The following is a 15,701-nucleotide window of genomic DNA, read 5'->3' on the forward strand; positions in this document are numbered from 1 at the left end:
GGTTAAGAAATGAGTAAAAATATATTAGTAATCGCAGAAGCGAAAGAAGGCGAACTGAGAAATGTCTCTTTTGAAGCTATAGCACTTGGCAAAACTCTCAGCGAAGGTGGAGAAGTCGTAGCCACAATCTGTGGAGAAGGCGATCTCAATTCGATGGCGGAAGAACTTATCAAATATGGAGCGGATCGTGCAGTTACCGTTGCAAACGCTGAATTGAAAACGTATACACCTGAAGGCTTCACTCAGGCGTACAAAGCGGTTATCGACCAGGAGAGTCCGGACGGGATCGTTATGGGGCATACGTCCATCGGTAAAGACGTAACTCCTAAACTGGCCAGCCAGCTTGAAACCGGTCTGATTTCCGATGTGACCGAGGTAGAAGAAGGTGATGACGGCTTTGTCTTCACACGCCCGATCTATTCCGGTAAAGCGTTCGAAAAGAAAGTGGTTACAGAAGGTATTACATTTGTGACGATACGCCCAAACAACATCGCTGCTCTTGAAAAAGATGACAGCAGAAGCGGAGATGTTTCTTCGTTGGACGTGGACGTACAAAATATCCGCACCATTATCAAAGAAGTGATCCGTAAAACTTCCGAAGGGGTGGATCTGTCCGAGGCGAAAGTAATCGTAGCCGGAGGCCGCGCTGTAAAAGGTCCGGAAGGGTTTGAACCGCTTCAGGAACTTGCCGATGAACTCGGCGGGGCTGTAGGGGCTTCCCGTGCAGCCTGTGACGCAGGTTATTGCGACTATTCACTTCAAATCGGTCAGACCGGTAAAGTTGTGACGCCTGACCTGTATATCGCCTGCGGTATCTCGGGCGCTATTCAGCACCTTGCCGGTATGTCAAACTCCAAGGTGATTGTAGCTATCAACAAAGATCCCGAGTCGAACATTTTCAGTATTGCCGATTACGGTCTTGTAGGTGACATTTTCGAAATCGTTCCTAAGCTTACGGAAGAAATCAGAAATATGAAAGTGAATGCGTAACATCTTATCCGGGGGCTCCTGTCCCCGGTTTATTTGTTTGCGGATAAGTCGTTTGCCGGCAGCGAAACCTCAGCATTTAGCCCCGCTGTGAAGAGTAGTGACATGACCGAAAAACAAAATATTAGTCACGTTCCGTACGCAATGATATACTCAGTACAAACATAAGTTGATAGGAGGATTTATTTATGGCAATTGTAAAAGCAAGTGATCAGAACTTTGAACAGGAAACAAATGACGGTCTGGTACTCGCAGACTTCTGGGCACCGTGGTGTGGCCCTTGTAAAATGATTGCACCGGTTCTTGAGGAAATTGATGAAGAGATGAGCGATGAAGTTAAAATCGTTAAGCTTGACGTTGACGAGAACCAGGAAACGGCAAGTAAATTCGGAGTAATGAGCATTCCGACTCTTCTTCTATTCAAAAATGGTGAAGTGGTCGACCAGATAGTCGGTTTCCAACCGAAAGAACAGCTTACAGAAGTTATCAGAAAACACGCGTAAATTATATAAGCCGTGCTGTGAATTGCAGCATGGCTTTTTTTGACCGGTAATCGCGAACCGTGAAAGCCGCAGTCAAAGCAGAATTGGAGTGAATGGGATGAATCATGTGATTAGTGAGAAATTAGCTGTTCTCCCTGATCAGCCCGGATGTTATTTAATGAAGGACCGGCACGGGACGATTATTTACGTCGGAAAATCAAAAGTGCTGAAAAACCGTGTGCGCTCCTATTTCACGGGAGCTCATGACGGGAAAACCCAGCGACTGGTCAGTGAGATAACAGATTTTGAATACATCGTGACTACGTCAGAAATAGAAGCACTTATTCTCGAAATGAACCTCATAAAAAAACACGATCCTAAATATAACGTACTGCTCAAGGACGATAAAACGTACCCTTATTTAAAAATCACAGCTGAAGAACACCCGAGGCTGCTCGTTACGAGAAAACTGAAAAAAGATAAGGGGAAGTATTTCGGTCCTTACCCGAACGTGGTATCGGCAAGAGAAACGAAAAAGTTGCTGGATCGACTTTATCCGCTCAGAAAATGTAATAAAATGCCGGAACGTGTCTGTCTGTATTATCATATGCACCAGTGTCTCGGACCATGCGAATTCCCCGTGTCCCGGGAACAGAACCGGGAAATCGTGCAGCAGATTTCCTCTTTCCTAAGCGGAGGTCACGGAGAAATCAAGAAAGATCTGCAAAACAAAATGTATGAGGCTTCGGAAAAAATGGATTTCGAACGTGCCAAAGAGCTGCGGGATCAGGTGAGCCACATAGAGTCGGTGATGGAACAGCAGAAAATGACGATGAATGACCAGGTGAACCGCGATGTGTTCGGTTATGCCTATGACAAAGGCTGGATGTGCGTGCAGGTGTTCTTCGTGCGTCAGGGGAAACTGATAGAAAGGGACGTTTCCATCTTTCCGTTTTTCGACGATCCCGAGGAGACTTTTCTCTCTTCGATTGCGAGTTTTTATCTGCATCAGAATCATCTTTATCCTAAACAGGTGCTTGTACCCCTCGGTACGGACACAAACGTGCTCGAAGGCGCTATTGACACGGACGTAAACGTTCCGATGAGGGGCCGCAAGAAAGAACTTGTGGAGCTGGCGGAGAAGAATGCCGAAATTGCGCTGGAAGAAAAATTCGCTCTCATTGAAAGAGATGAAGAACGAACGGTGAAAGCCGTGGACACCCTGGGTGAAGTGCTGAATATAGAAGCTCCCCTGCGGATCGAAGCTTTTGACAACTCCAACATACAGGGGACGGATCCTGTATCGGCAATGGTTACCTTTATAGACGGAAAACCGAGTAAAAAAGATTACCGGAAGTTTAAAGTGAAAGATGTAAAAGGGCCCGATGACTACGAAACGATGCGTGAAGTGATCAGGCGCCGGTATAAACGAGTGTTGAGGGAAGAGAAACCGCTCCCTGATCTTATACTGATCGACGGGGGCAGAGGACAGATGTCGGCAGCTCAGGACATTCTTGAAAATGAGCTCGGGCTGGATATACCGATGGCCGGTCTTGCGAAAAACGACAAGCATAAAACAAGTGAACTTCTTTATGGCGATCCACCCGGCCCGGTAGATCTGGACAGGCATTCCCAGGCGTTTTATCTCGTGCAGCGTATACAGGATGAAGTGCACAGATTCGCCATCTCCTTCCACCGACAGCTGCGTGGAAAAGGAGCACTTCAGTCCGAACTGGATGATGTCCCCGGCGTAGGAGAGAAGAGAAGGAAGTTGCTGCTGAAACATTTCAAGTCGATTCCCGCTATACAGGAAGCTGATATAAATGAAATAGTGAAACTCGGGATCCCCGAGCCGGTGGCGCGTACCGTCCAGATTAAATTGAATGAAAAAAAAGAAGAACCGGCAGAATACTGATGCCGGTTCTTCTGGGATTTTAATTATACCTTTTACAGTTTATAAGCGATCAGGGAGATGGAATGATTTTTTTCATTTATTTCATCCCTGCATTCAAATGTTTCGTTTTCCAAATTACTCAGACACTCGGCCAGGAATCCCGCTTCCAGTTTGGCGTTAATTTGAAATTCTTCCTGGGTGAGTCTCTGTTTTACCGCATCTCCGTGCAGGGAGAAGTGAATCTCATTTTTCCCGGATTTCTCTTTTTCAAGCTCTCCCCATCCAAACTCCCGGAAGAATGTGGTGACTTCCTCATTATTTTCATAAGCGGAGTTCCGCGCTATATTCCGTCCCATTATATATAAAATTTGTTCTGCGTCTTCACCGAGCATGTCGGGCAGGGCAAAGTAGCGAAGAATGTCGAATCCTGCTCCGGTGGTAACGAGCGGGGAAATATTGCCGGTGGTAATACGTGCCATGATGTACAGCCTCCTTTTTTTCTGTCTATTATTATCACTTGAAAATCAGGTTTGTGCAACAGCCCGGTGGAAAGATTTCCCTTGATCGGAACACTGCCTTCTTGACGGTGCTGACCTATCGCAGTACAATAAGTATGATACAAATTGTACGGTTCCGGATGATAGGAGGGTGACCCTCTCCTTACGTTTTTTTATATTTTAAAGCGCTTTATTATCCGGGGTTGTGTACATAATTTAATTTTTCATCATATTGAGGGGGGTAAATATGGCAGCAGGATCACGAGGCTATGTGAACAGAAGGTTACATTCATTACTGGGGGTAGTGCCTCTTGGAATATTTCTGTTCCAGCACTTAACTACAAACTTTTTTGCAACACGGGGGCCAGAGGCATTCAATACGGCGGCTCATTTCATAGAAGGATTGCCGTATCGGTATGTACTGGAAATTTTCGTCATCTTTTTACCATTACTTTTTCACGGAATTTACGGAGTTTATATTGCATTCCAGTCCAATTTCAACGTGAACAAGCACGGATACTTCCGTAACTGGATGTTTATGCTGCAGCGGGTCACTGGTGTTCTGACGCTAATATTCGTAGCGTGGCACATCTGGGAGACGAGAGTAGCTGTAGGTTTTGGATGGGAAGAGCTGAACTATCAGTTGATGGAAGATATACTGACACAGCCATTCTTTTTCTGGTTCTACATAGTCGGTGTATTATCAGTAACGTTCCACTTTGCTAACGGTCTATGGTCTTTCTTTGTAAGTTGGGGCATTACGGTTACACCGAAATCCCAGCGTATTATGACTTACGCTACCGTAGTTGTATTCTTAGCACTGGGTTATGTAGGCGTACGTACGCTGATTCAGTTCGCTTACGGCGTCTAGACAATAGATAAAAGCAGTGATTAAGGGAGTGAACATAAATAATGTCGAATAAAAATATAGTCATCATCGGGGGAGGCCTGGCCGGTCTGATGGCGACAATCAAAGCAGCAGAAGAAGGAGTACACGTAGATTTGTTGTCTCTTGTACCCGTAAAACGTTCCCACTCCGTCTGTGCCCAGGGCGGTATCAACGGAGCAGTGGATACGAAGGGTGAAGGAGATTCTCCATGGAAACACTTCGATGACACGGTGTACGGCGGAGACTTTCTAGCTAACCAGCCGCCTGTTAAAGCGATGTGTGATGCCGCGCCCGGAATTATCCACCTGCTTGACCGTATGGGGGTAATGTTCAACCGTACACCTGAAGGGCTGTTGGATTTCCGCCGTTTCGGAGGTACACAGCATCACCGTACAGCGTATGCAGGAGCTACGACCGGTCAGCAGTTGCTTTATGCACTTGATGAGCAGGTTCGCAGACATGAAGTGAACGGTCTTGTTACAAAATACGAAGGCTGGGAATTCCTCTCGGCTATCATTGACGACAAAGGAATAAGCCGTGGAGCAGTCGCTCAGGACATCCACAGTCATGAAATCAGAGACTTTCCTGCCGATGCGATGATCCTGGCAACCGGGGGACCGGGGATTATTTTCGGAAAATCCACGAACTCCATCATCAATACCGGATCTGCTGCCGGTGCTTTATACCAGCAGGGGGTTAAATACGCAAATGGTGAGTTCATCCAGATACACCCTACTGCTATTCCGGGCGATGACAAACTTCGTCTTATGAGTGAATCGGCACGCGGGGAAGGCGGCCGCGTATGGACATACAAAGACGGGGAACCATGGTACTTCCTCGAAGAGAAGTATCCTGCATACGGCAACCTCGTACCACGTGATATCGCGACCCGTGAAATATTCGACGTCTGTGTAAACCAGAAACTCGGAATAAACGGAGAAAACATGGTTTATCTCGATCTTTCTCATAAGGATGCCAAAGAGCTTGATGTCAAACTAGGCGGGATTATCGAGATTTACGAAAAATTCGTCGGTGAAGACCCTCGTAAAGTACCGATGAAAATATTCCCTGCTGTACACTATTCCATGGGCGGAATGTGGGTAGACATCAACCAGATGACTAACATCCCGGGCATTTTCGCAGCCGGAGAATGTGATTTCACGCAGCACGGAGGAAACCGTCTTGGCGCGAACTCTCTGCTATCTTCCATTTATGGAGGAATGGTAGCCGGTCCGAGTGCAGTAAGATATTCCGAAGGTCTTGATGAACATGTGGAAGATATGGACAGAGAAGTGTTCGATAAACACCTTCAAGTAGAACAGGATCGTTTCGAGGAAATTATGAAAATGGACGGAGATGAGAACGCCTACCAGATTCATAAAGAACTCGGCGAATGGATGACAGACTATGTGACTGTGGTCCGGGACAACGAAAACCTTCTGAAAACGGACGAAAAGATCAAAGAACTGATGGAACGTTATAAACGTATCAATATCAACGATACGTCCCGTTGGAGTAACCAGGGAGCCATGTTCACCCGTCAGCTTGATAATATGTTGCAACTGGCAAGAGTGATCACCCTTGGAGCTTATAACCGAAACGAAAGCCGCGGTGCGCACTTCAAACCTGAATTTCCGGACCGTAACGACGAAGATTTCCTCAAGACTACAATCGCAACATATGATAAGGAAAACAACGAGCCGATCATCAGCTATGAAGAGGTGGACACGTCATTAATCGAACCGCGTAAGCGCGATTATTCCAAGAGTTAATAAGGAGGTCCTTCATCGTGAGTGAAGAGAAGAATATTACATTTGTCGTCACAAGACAGGATGAACCTGAAAGTGAACCGTACAAAGAAACATTTGTCGTCCCATACCGCCAGAATATGAACGTCATCTCAGGGTTGATGGAAATCAGAAGAAATCCTGTTAATGCAGACGGAGAAGCTACTACTCCGATATTCTGGGAAATGGGTTGTCTGGAAGAAGTATGTGGTGCCTGTTCCATGATTATCAACGGAGAGCCGAGACAGTCCTGTACGGCACTCGTAGATCAGCTGGAACAGCCTATCCATCTCGAACCTATGAATACATTCCCGGTCACCCGTGACCTTGCCGTCGATCGTAGCCGCATGTTCGACTCTCTGAAGAAAGTCAAAGCATGGGTACCTATTGACGGAACATACGATCTTGGCCCGGGACCGCGGATTGCCGAAACAAAACGTCAGTGGGCGTATGAACTTTCCAAGTGTATGAGTTGCGGTGTATGCCTGGAAGCCTGCCCGAACGTGAACAGTAAGTCCGATTTCATCGGTCCTGCTGCTCTATCTCAGGTTCGCCTGTTCAATTCCCATCCTACCGGGGAGATGCACAAGAGTGAGCGTCTCCAGTCCATTATGGATGAAGAAGGTATCATGGGCTGCGGGAACGCGCAGAACTGCGTAGAGGTTTGTCCTAAGGGAATTCCTTTGACTACGTCACTGGCTGCCCTTTATCGTGACACGGCAGTCGAATCGTTCAAAAGCTTTTTCGGAAGCGATAAATAATTTTTTACTGGAGGCTGTGTCCGAAGTGGACACAGCTTTTCTGTTTTATTAAGATATTGGAAGGGAGGGATCAATGTGTGTAAGCGATGGATGTATTATATATTAGGGCTTGTTCTTATACTTGGCGTCACACTGATGGTTTCTTCGCTTTCCGGTGGATTCTCTACTCTCCCTGAAGAAAGGACGGGGGCGAGGGTTATATTCTATTCGGCTGTACCTTCGTCTTTTTACTATGTCTTTTTCTTTGTAATTATCCCCTCCCTGTATTTTGTGACTACCGTAATGATCAGTGCATTTATTCATCGCCGTATAACGGACACTTTTTCCATACGGTTGCTGATAGCTTTTCTTCTGACACTGGCGCTTGGTTACGTCAGCGCAGGCGGAGCAGTACAGGGACTCGCTTTCAGTACAATGGTAAACTCTTCGGCATTTATCAGTGCCCCGGTTATATTCATACACTTCCTGTATAAATACTTTGCAGAGATAAAAGTTTATTTTTTCACTAAAAGGATATATCAGACGGGCTACGTGGTGCTTTCCGTATCGCTTATGATGGATGTTTACCGGTTTGTGAACAGAGAGTCTTTTTTCTGGATAGATCAGGTCCAGTATTTCGTACTTCTGACTTTTTATATATTCATTTTTATTGTAGTCTGCAGAGGAGCTTTTCGACTTCGGACTTCCTCCTACAGGTCCTTCTTCAAGTACATAAGTTTCGGGGTAGCGCTTTCGTTCGCTCCCTACCTGATTTTTTATCTCATTCCTAAACTGTTTACAGGCATACCGATAATCGGAATTGAAATAGCTGTGTTTTTCCTTATAGCGCTTCCGATAACTTTTCTTTATTTATTATCGAAACAGAAATTGATCGATATTAACTTTATTATCCGCAGGTTGAGGCATCACGCCTTTCTTTCTCTGCTGCCGAGTCTTCTTATAGCTATCATGGCAAACCTTATAATAGACTGGACATTCTCCCTCGAACCCTTTCTGCAGCTTTTGTTCGCAGGAGTAGTGGTACTTACACTCATTATGACGTTTGCAGAGGTTATGGATTTCCGGATGCAGAGCGGGCTGTTTTCCGACAGAGGTAATTTCCAGGAAAGTCTGCACAAGCTGATGAAGAACTTCAAAGATCAATACAGCGTAGGTGACTTGATGAATGAAGTGTGCCATGAGATTACGAAAACGCTGAAATTAACTTATACCAACGCCTACTCCTATCACACGAAAGACGGCATGTTCTGTGTGAATGAACCGATTCCTGAAAATCTGCTCCGGCATCTGAAAAACAGCATGCATAACAGAAAGCTTGCAGTAGGAGAAATAGTGGAGACGAGGAGAGGGTTCGGTTTCGTAATAGCTGAGTCCCTTAACAAAGTAACCGTCATTTATAGTACCGGGAAACAGGATTTCACTTCTCTCAACCGGGAGGAAAGGGAGTATCTTCAAATCATTTCCATGAACGCGAATATAGCCATTGAAAACATGAGCCACATCGAAGAATTGATGAAGCAGCTGCAGAAGGTGAAAAGTAAGAATACCGATCAGTACCCGGCCTGGCTGTCGAGGCTTCTTTTTCAAATAGCCGAGGATCAGCGGGAACAGCTGTCTATCGATATTCACGATACCGTTTTGCAGGAATTGCTGTACCTGTATCGTCGTATGGATGAATTGCATACAAACAGGGAGGAACTGCCGCTTACTTTGCGCACCGAGCTATCCGTATATAAAGAACAGCTGCTCGACAGTATACATCTGACGAGGGAGACGTGCAGTGAACTGCGGCCGACCTTTTTGAAAGAAATCGGACTCATACAGTCTCTGGACAGTCTCATTCAGCAATATCAACTCCGTTCGAATTTCACCGTTTATTTTTGTGCAGAAGATTTTCATTCCGAACTCGATCAGGAAATGATCCTTACTACGTACCGTATCGTACAGGAGCTGCTGGCGAATGCTGTGAAGCACAGTGAAGCGAAGCATGTACATCTTTACTTAGCCGGAAACGAAGAAGACGTTACGTTGCGTTATGAAGATGATGGGGTGGGAATGGAAAATAAATACGAATGGGATGCCTTCACTCACATAGGACTTTCCGGTATAGAACACCGGGTGAATGGACTCGGGGGGTCTCTTCACATTGATACTGCTGAATACAGAGGTTTCAAAATGGAAGTTGGTTTTCCGTTGAAAGAAAAGGAGTGTAATGAATGACGAACGTTTTGATCGTCGATGATCATCCTGCGGTAGGGATGGGGACGAAAGCCATGATTGAACAGAACAGTGAAATGAACGTGGACGTAGTGGAAAACCCCGGGGAAGTCGAAAATATCGTTTTAAACAAAGATTACGACGTTCTGCTGATTGATTTATATATCCCGGGGATGAACGGTATTGAATTATCGAAACGTGTAAAACAGAAACGGCCCGATGTAACTGCCATCATCTATACAGGGTTCGACCTGAGTACACATTTTAACATGCTCGTGGAAGCGGAAGTGGAAGGATTCGTCAGTAAAACGGCTTCGCAGGAACAACTGCTGACGGCTATAAGATGCGCTATGAGGGATGAGGTTGTGATCCCTCTTCATCTGTTCAGACAGCTGCGCCGTACGGAAGCGAGCGTATCGCCGGTACGCATAAACAGAACGAAAGAAGAAGAAGCCCTTTTCCTTAATGAAAAGGAGCAGTCGATTTTGAAAGAAGTATCGAACGGGTTCACGAATAAAACTATTGCACAAAACCTTCACATGTCTCAAAGAAGTGTGGAATATACGCTTACGGGGATTTTCAACAAGCTGGACGTGCGTTCGCGTACGGAGGCGCTTTATAAAGCCCACGAACTCGGGCTGATCTCCAAAGCAAAATAATCCGTTCGCATTTCCCGGAGAGACTGCCGATGTTTTTACTATTTAAACAGGGGTGATGACACCTTTTGTCTTGATATTTTCACAGGAACCTTAGAGAATAGATGACATAGACTTTTGATTTTGTCAGGAGGAACCCACGTGTCCGATCAAATTATAGAAGATATGGAATTTTATTTGCGTTACGTAGCGGGAGGCGTAAAAGATAAGGGTAGAGAAATTCTGGAAAATTACGAAATAACTCCCCCTCAGTTCGTTGCGCTTCAGTGGGTTTCGGATGAGATGGGTATCACTATCGGAACTATATCCAGTAAAATGCATCTGGCCCACAGTACTACAACTGATATGATCGATCGTCTGGAAAAGCTCGGGGTCGTAGAACGAAAAAAAGATGAAACCGACCGGAGAGTGGTACGTGTGTACATATTGCCGGAAGGTGAGAAAGTCATACGGGAAGTGATAGATAAACGAAGAGCCTATCTTAAAGATTTGTTTCATGAAGTGGACGAAGAAGAACTGCAGGAGTTTCGAACCCTTATGAAGCATGTATATGAAAAAATGAGTAAATTGACAAATTAAAGAGAAAAGAAGAGGGATCAGCATGGATCGACCAATTGGAGTTATCGACTCGGGAGTCGGTGGAATGACGGTAGTAAAAGAACTTATGAGACAGTTGCCCAAGGAGTCCATCTATTACATAGGTGATACGAAACGCTGTCCATACGGCCCGCGGCCGGCAGAGGAAGTCCGTACGTTCACATGGGAAATGGTGGAACATCTGAAAAGATATGAAATCAAAATGCTCGTAGTCGCCTGTAATACGGCTACTGCCTTTACGCTGGAGGAGCTTCGGGAAAAGCTGACCATTCCGGTTCTCGGTGTAATTGAGCCGGGTGCAAGAGCAGCTATTTCGACGAGTGAAAACAAAAGGATCGGAGTCATCGGAACGGAAGGAACAATCGGCAGTGAATCCTACCCGCAGGCCCTGAAAGCGATCGATGCTTCCATCCGGGTGAATAGTCAGGCCTGCCCCGCCCTGGTGCCCCTTGTCGAACGGGGCGTGCTGGCAGGATATGAAGCCCATGCCATCGTCCGGACGGAACTCCAGCCTTTGAAAAACAAAAACGGTATCGACACTCTCATACTAGGCTGCACCCATTATCCTCTGATCAAAGGAGTGATTCAGCAGGAAATAGGAGGAGCCGTGAAAGTGATCAGTTCCGGTGAAGAGACGGCTCGTGAAGCCAGTCTTATTCTGTCTTATAATGATCTGCTGGTGCAGAGTGAACAGGAACCATCCTACCGGTTTTATACGACGGGGGATTTCGACAATTTCAAAATGATTGCAACGGAATGGTTTGAAGGACCTCTAGATACATTCGAAGTGATTGAACTTGACCCGGTTTCCATTTATTGAACATAAGAATTGGCGAGCCACTTTCAAAGTGGCTCTTTGTTTGAATGAGAAGCTGCCCCTTTTGTGTTATGATTGGCAGGAAATAACGGTAAGCCGAGGAGGAATTTTTATGCGTGCAGATGAAAGGAAAGTCAAAGACTTACGAGCTATTAAAATAGAAACGGACTATATCAAACATCCGGAAGGTTCCGTACTTATTGAATTCGGTGATACGAAAGTGATCTGTAATGCAAGCATCGAAGACAGAGTACCCCCGTTCCTGAGAGGTCAGGGTAAGGGATGGATTACCGCCGAGTACGCGATGCTTCCCCGCGCTACACAAACCCGTAATATACGTGAATCTTCGAAAGGGAAGGTATCCGGCCGGACGATGGAAATTCAAAGACTGATAGGAAGATCCCTGCGTTCGGTGATTGATTTGGGAATGATCGGGGAAAGAACGATATGGGTGGACTGTGATGTCATTCAGGCGGATGGCGGAACGAGAACCGCTTCCATTACCGGTGCATACATTGCTGTTGTCCACGCACTGGGAACGCTTCTGGAAAAAGGGAAAATTAAGGAATTGCCTGTTCAGGACTATTTGGCTGCGATATCTGTAGGCGTACTGGACGGCGAAGAAATCGTGGATCTCTGCTACGAAGAGGACAGTAACGCAGAAGTTGATATGAACGTTGTCATGACAGGTGACGGAGAGTTTGTCGAAATTCAGGGGACGGGCGAGGAAGCTACGTTTTCCATGAAACAGCTCACGACGATGCTTGAACTGGCTACAGAAGCGGTATCGGAACTGATGCTTCGTCAAAAAGAAGCTATCGGCACGTGGGCAAGTGCTATCGAAAACTATAAAGAAAGAGAGGAGGAAGGCCAGTGAAAGAAGTGATTATAGCTACATTTAATCAGGGAAAAGTAAAAGAATTTGAACAGATGTTTGGCGAATACGGAATTTCGGTGAAATCGCTGAAAGACTTTGAAGATCAGATAGATGTGGAAGAAACCGGAGAAACTTTCGAAGAGAACGCCCTTTTAAAAGCGGAAACGATCTCTAAACGATGGAATGTACCCGTTATTGCCGATGATTCGGGTCTTCAGGTCGATATTCTGGATGGCAGACCGGGCATTTACTCTGCAAGGTACGCCGGAGAGGATAAAAATGATAAAAAAAATTCCGAAAAGCTGCTGAAGGAGCTCGGACAGACGACGGTCAAAGACAGAACAGCCCGCTTCGTCTGTGTCATTGCAGTAGCAGTACCCGGGGAAGAATCTTTCACGAAACGCGGTACGTGTGAAGGAGCCATTGCTCTTCAGCCGAGAGGTGAACACGGATTCGGCTACGATCCTATTTTCATACCGGAGGGGTACAAGAAAACGATGGCCCAGCTGACTGCTGAAGAGAAGAACAGCATAAGTCACCGTCACCATGCTCTTTTGAAAATTGAAGAGTGGCTGAAGGAGAAAGGGGACTAATTCATGCCGAAGGCTTTAATAATCAGCGACAGTCACGGACTCACCGAAGAACTGCAGGAAGTGAAGGATCGCCACTCACAGGAAGTGGATGCTATGATTCACTGCGGAGATTCTGAACTTGCGACGGATGCTTCGGAGCTTGAAGGTTTTTATTATGCAAAAGGGAACTGTGACTTTGAAGCGGACATGGAAAATGAACAGATTATAGATGTCAAAGGAATACGGTTTTTCGTCGCTCACGGTCACCTGCTTCAAGTGAAACAGTCTCTGATGCCTATATATTATAGAGCCGAGGAATCAGGGGCGGACGTGGCCTGTTTTGGACACTCCCATACGATAGGTGCTGAGAAAGTGGGAGACAAACTGATTATGAACCCGGGAAGTTCCCGGCTGCCGAGAGACCGCAGTGAACCTACGTATGCAATTATTGAGTGGGAAGACGGCTCGAAAAAAATGACGGTTGCGTATTACCATATGGAGGGGAATAAAATGGAAGAGTTAGAAGTGCAATTTGACTTGAATAGCGGGAAGTAATTTTTCTTCCTGCTACCATTGACTTTTTACTGTGAAACAAGTATACTTTTTCATGTCGTCGCAATACATACAACAATTTCATAGACGCGGGTGTAGTTTAGTGGTAAAACCTCAGCCTTCCAAGCTGATGACGGGAGTTCGATTCTCCTCACCCGCTCCATTGTCCCAGTAGCTCAGCTGGATAGAGCAACAGCCTTCTAAGCTGTGGGTCGCAGGTTCGAATCCTGCCTGGGACACTAACTATAAAAACGCTGTACTCCTTACCACGAAAGGGGTGCAGCGTTTTTGTAATCAGCCAGTAAATATAAGAGTACCCCTTAGAAAGGGGTAGTGGGAGAGAAATGGGAGAGGGTTTTATTTATAAGTGTTTTCTTTCCCAAAAAAGACATCGAAATGTTCAGCTGCAACGGTATCTGCTTCCTGGATATGATGGCCGTAAATATCCATCGTTGTCCCGATTTTTTTATGGCGAACACGACTACTGATAACTTTCGGTTGAACATTTTGCTGAATCAAATAAGTCACGGAGAAGTGACGTAGATCATGGAAGCGAACCCCCTCGATATTATTCTTTTTTCTGAATCTAGCCCACCACTGGCTAATAGAATCAGGGCGGTAGGGTTTTCCGGTTTCATTTGAAAATAAAAAAACTCTTTGCGGATCCCACCAGGTATCTCTTATTTGTAGATAGGCTCGTTTCTTTTCGTGTTTAAGTTTTTTAATCATATCCATCAGCCCCTTAGGGATAGCAACAACACCTTCGACTCCATTCTTGATTTCTTTGATCTGGAATGCTCCATCTTTTAACTGGGAGACGGATTGTTCAAATCGAATAGCACATTCCTCCTCAAGAATATGTTTCTCTTCTAGTCCTACCAATTCTCCTTCACGACATCCGCAGACAAATGTAACCCAAAACATCACTTGTTTTTCGTATGACTCTAATTCTATTGCTTTCACAAGGGTCTCTACCACTTCTGTATTATAATTAGTTTTGCTTTTTCGCTGTACTTTAGGAAGTTTTACGTTTTCAGCTGGGTTATCTTTGATAACGCCCAACTCCTTTGCGGTCTTCAGGAGGCTGTTGAGGGCCTTGAAATTATTCCGAATAGTAGAGGCCGATAAGGTATCTTCCCTTCCATTTTGACGTGTCTGTGGCTCTTGGAGCTCAGTGATGAAAGTAACGCAGTGAATAGGTTTGATATCTGTCATCTTCATGTGGCCGAATCTCGGTAAAATTCTATCATGTATAATTCCTACATATTCATTTTTTGTTCGCTCGCTCAAGTTTCTATTCGCATGCAATTGCAACCATTGATGGTAGAAATCACTGAGCCTGGTATGATTGGGTTTTGTGTAATCTCCAGCAAGCACCTCAGCTTCAAATGAAACAAGTTTTTTCTTGGCTTCCGTAGCATTTTTAGCTTTTACAGATATTCGCTCCATAACTGCTTTACCTTTGTCATTGTACCCCGTAACTACATTGAGTCTGAACGAGTTTTTCCCGCGTTTTTCAATATATCCCATACTTTATTCCTCCTTTTCAAAATCATACCGTTAACCAAGACGTCAAGGTGGTACGAATTCAATAATTATTAAAAACACTTGTTGAAAACCTCAGTTAAAACTTTTAATTTTATTATCGATTTGTACCAAGCGTTTTTCAGCTGCACTCTCTGGAACATTGAACGCTCGTGCCACTACTTGTTTAGCTGAGGGGATATCATTAGGTAGTCTGACTTTTTTTAATAAATATATAGGCATACAAAAGTGAAGAGCGAAATTCTCTGCCTGCGCCTCCTGGAGCGCAAAAAAAGTCCATCGGTAAAAATAGTTGGTTGCCAGCGTGTCTTTGGATATGACAAAGTTCATGAGCAAAGGCAAACCATAATTCAGCTGGTGGTAGGTTTATATTTAAACAGATGGTAGTCCCTTCGAAGTGAGTATGAGTATCGGAGAAGATTAGATCTATTCCTAACCGAGGAGCGATGATGAAGATATCTAGTTGGGAGGGGTGGACAATTCCGATGCTTTTCAGTAGGGCATTTACTGCGTCTTCCAAATGAGTTGTAGTGTAGTTCATGATATGTACCTCCAATAAGGAACATATGTT

At 45.2% G+C, this 15,701-nt stretch carries 16 protein-coding genes and 2 tRNA genes; 15 read left to right on the forward strand and 3 right to left on the reverse strand.

Features of this window, described 5'->3' with window-relative positions; all coding sequences use genetic code 11:
• The first annotated feature begins 9 nt into the window (after positions 1-9).
• From AAV35_RS04905 to uvrC, 3 genes are all read left to right on the forward strand, one after another.
• On the forward strand, positions 10-990 hold the full coding sequence (locus tag AAV35_RS04905) for an electron transfer flavoprotein subunit alpha/FixB family protein (RefSeq protein WP_008588620.1): 981 nt from the start codon (positions 10-12) through the stop codon (positions 988-990).
• Between the two features lie 185 nt (positions 991-1,175).
• Positions 1,176-1,490 carry a thioredoxin gene (gene trxA / locus AAV35_RS04910; RefSeq protein WP_008588621.1) on the forward strand — a complete coding sequence of 105 codons (315 nt, stop codon included), beginning with the start codon at positions 1,176-1,178 and terminating at the stop codon, positions 1,488-1,490.
• Between the two features lie 97 nt (positions 1,491-1,587).
• On the forward strand, positions 1,588-3,384 hold the full coding sequence (gene uvrC / locus AAV35_RS04915) for an excinuclease ABC subunit UvrC (protein ID WP_008588622.1): 1,797 nt from the start codon (positions 1,588-1,590) through the stop codon (positions 3,382-3,384).
• Positions 3,385-3,416: 32 nt separating this feature from the next.
• Here uvrC and AAV35_RS04920 read toward each other — a convergent pair whose 3' ends face one another.
• Positions 3,417-3,842 carry a DUF2507 domain-containing protein gene (locus tag AAV35_RS04920; protein ID WP_008588623.1) on the reverse strand — a complete coding sequence of 142 codons (426 nt, stop codon included), beginning with the start codon at positions 3,840-3,842 and terminating at the stop codon, positions 3,417-3,419.
• Positions 3,843-4,107: 265 nt separating this feature from the next.
• Between AAV35_RS04920 and AAV35_RS04925 the strand changes: the two genes are divergently transcribed.
• From AAV35_RS04925 to AAV35_RS04980, 12 genes are all read left to right on the forward strand, one after another.
• Positions 4,108-4,731: a succinate dehydrogenase cytochrome b558 subunit gene (locus AAV35_RS04925; protein ID WP_008588624.1), complete on the forward strand. Its 624-nt coding sequence runs from the start codon at positions 4,108-4,110 to the stop codon at positions 4,729-4,731.
• A 41-nt stretch (positions 4,732-4,772) separates the two neighbouring features.
• A complete protein-coding gene (gene sdhA / locus AAV35_RS04930; protein ID WP_008588625.1) occupies positions 4,773-6,521 on the forward strand; it encodes a succinate dehydrogenase flavoprotein subunit in 1,749 nt (582 codons plus the stop codon).
• Positions 6,522-6,538: 17 nt separating this feature from the next.
• Complete coding sequence (gene sdhB / locus AAV35_RS04935; protein WP_008588626.1) at positions 6,539-7,297, forward strand: succinate dehydrogenase iron-sulfur subunit; 759 nt, start codon at positions 6,539-6,541, stop codon at positions 7,295-7,297.
• 75 nt (positions 7,298-7,372) lie between these two features.
• Positions 7,373-9,517, forward strand: coding sequence for an ATP-binding protein (locus AAV35_RS04940; RefSeq protein WP_008588627.1), 2,145 nt, complete (start codon positions 7,373-7,375; stop codon positions 9,515-9,517).
• On the forward strand, positions 9,514-10,173 hold the full coding sequence (locus AAV35_RS04945; protein ID WP_008588628.1) for a response regulator transcription factor: 660 nt from the start codon (positions 9,514-9,516) through the stop codon (positions 10,171-10,173). The genes AAV35_RS04940 and AAV35_RS04945 overlap by 4 nt, the downstream gene beginning before the upstream one ends.
• Positions 10,174-10,335: 162 nt before the next feature.
• Positions 10,336-10,749, forward strand: a complete 414-nt coding sequence (locus tag AAV35_RS04950) for a MarR family winged helix-turn-helix transcriptional regulator (protein WP_052034739.1) — start codon at positions 10,336-10,338, stop codon at positions 10,747-10,749.
• 22 nt (positions 10,750-10,771) lie between these two features.
• Positions 10,772-11,587 carry a glutamate racemase gene (gene racE, locus AAV35_RS04955; protein ID WP_040609187.1) on the forward strand — a complete coding sequence of 272 codons (816 nt, stop codon included), beginning with the start codon at positions 10,772-10,774 and terminating at the stop codon, positions 11,585-11,587.
• Positions 11,588-11,696: 109 nt separating this feature from the next.
• Entirely contained in the window at positions 11,697-12,461 is a 765-nt protein-coding gene (rph, locus tag AAV35_RS04960) for a ribonuclease PH (RefSeq protein ID WP_008588631.1), read from the forward strand.
• Positions 12,458-13,054 carry an XTP/dITP diphosphatase gene (locus tag AAV35_RS04965; protein ID WP_008588632.1) on the forward strand — a complete coding sequence of 199 codons (597 nt, stop codon included), beginning with the start codon at positions 12,458-12,460 and terminating at the stop codon, positions 13,052-13,054. The genes rph and AAV35_RS04965 overlap by 4 nt, the downstream gene beginning before the upstream one ends.
• 3 nt (positions 13,055-13,057) lie before the next feature.
• Positions 13,058-13,588, forward strand: coding sequence for a metallophosphoesterase (locus AAV35_RS04970; RefSeq protein WP_008588633.1), 531 nt, complete (start codon positions 13,058-13,060; stop codon positions 13,586-13,588).
• A gap of 86 nt (positions 13,589-13,674) precedes the next feature.
• Positions 13,675-13,748 (forward strand) — tRNA-Gly (locus AAV35_RS04975).
• 2 nt (positions 13,749-13,750) lie between these two features.
• Positions 13,751-13,824: transfer RNA gene (locus AAV35_RS04980), tRNA-Arg, on the forward strand.
• Positions 13,825-13,942: 118 nt separating this feature from the next.
• Here the strand turns inward: AAV35_RS04980 and AAV35_RS04985 are convergent.
• The gene (locus AAV35_RS04985) at positions 13,943-15,115 is read right to left on the reverse strand and encodes a tyrosine-type recombinase/integrase (RefSeq protein WP_008588634.1); all 1,173 of its coding nucleotides are present in this window, start codon (positions 15,113-15,115) and stop codon (positions 13,943-13,945) included.
• A 199-nt stretch (positions 15,116-15,314) separates the two neighbouring features.
• Complete coding sequence (locus tag AAV35_RS04990) at positions 15,315-15,671, reverse strand: ImmA/IrrE family metallo-endopeptidase (RefSeq protein ID WP_008588635.1); 357 nt, start codon at positions 15,669-15,671, stop codon at positions 15,315-15,317.
• Positions 15,672-15,701: the final 30 nt, after the last annotated feature.

Origin of the sequence: Salimicrobium jeotgali (assembly GCF_001685435.2) — a bacterium.
In the GTDB taxonomy this organism is placed as follows: Bacteria; Bacillota; Bacilli; order Bacillales; family Halobacillaceae; genus Salimicrobium; species Salimicrobium album.

Bases quoted from the DNA above. Each gene is read 5' to 3' on its own strand.
- AAV35_RS04905 (WP_008588620.1), top strand. From the start codon at position 10: ATGAGTAAAAATATATTAGTAATCGCAGAAGCGAAAGAAGGCGAACTG.
- trxA (WP_008588621.1), top strand. From the start codon at position 1,176: ATGGCAATTGTAAAAGCAAGTGATCAGAACTTTGAACAGGAAACAAAT.
- uvrC (WP_008588622.1), top strand. From the start codon at position 1,588: ATGAATCATGTGATTAGTGAGAAATTAGCTGTTCTCCCTGATCAGCCC.
- AAV35_RS04920 (WP_008588623.1), bottom strand. From the start codon at position 3,842: ATGGCACGTATTACCACCGGCAATATTTCCCCGCTCGTTACCACCGGA.
- AAV35_RS04925 (WP_008588624.1), top strand. From the start codon at position 4,108: ATGGCAGCAGGATCACGAGGCTATGTGAACAGAAGGTTACATTCATTA.
- sdhA (WP_008588625.1), top strand. From the start codon at position 4,773: ATGTCGAATAAAAATATAGTCATCATCGGGGGAGGCCTGGCCGGTCTG.
- AAV35_RS04945 (WP_008588628.1), top strand. From the start codon at position 9,514: ATGACGAACGTTTTGATCGTCGATGATCATCCTGCGGTAGGGATGGGG.
- AAV35_RS04950 (WP_052034739.1), top strand. From the start codon at position 10,336: ATGGAATTTTATTTGCGTTACGTAGCGGGAGGCGTAAAAGATAAGGGT.
- racE (WP_040609187.1), top strand. From the start codon at position 10,772: ATGGATCGACCAATTGGAGTTATCGACTCGGGAGTCGGTGGAATGACG.
- rph (WP_008588631.1), top strand. From the start codon at position 11,697: ATGCGTGCAGATGAAAGGAAAGTCAAAGACTTACGAGCTATTAAAATA.
- AAV35_RS04970 (WP_008588633.1), top strand. From the start codon at position 13,058: ATGCCGAAGGCTTTAATAATCAGCGACAGTCACGGACTCACCGAAGAA.
- AAV35_RS04985 (WP_008588634.1), bottom strand. From the start codon at position 15,115: ATGGGATATATTGAAAAACGCGGGAAAAACTCGTTCAGACTCAATGTA.
- AAV35_RS04990 (WP_008588635.1), bottom strand. From the start codon at position 15,671: ATGAACTACACTACAACTCATTTGGAAGACGCAGTAAATGCCCTACTG.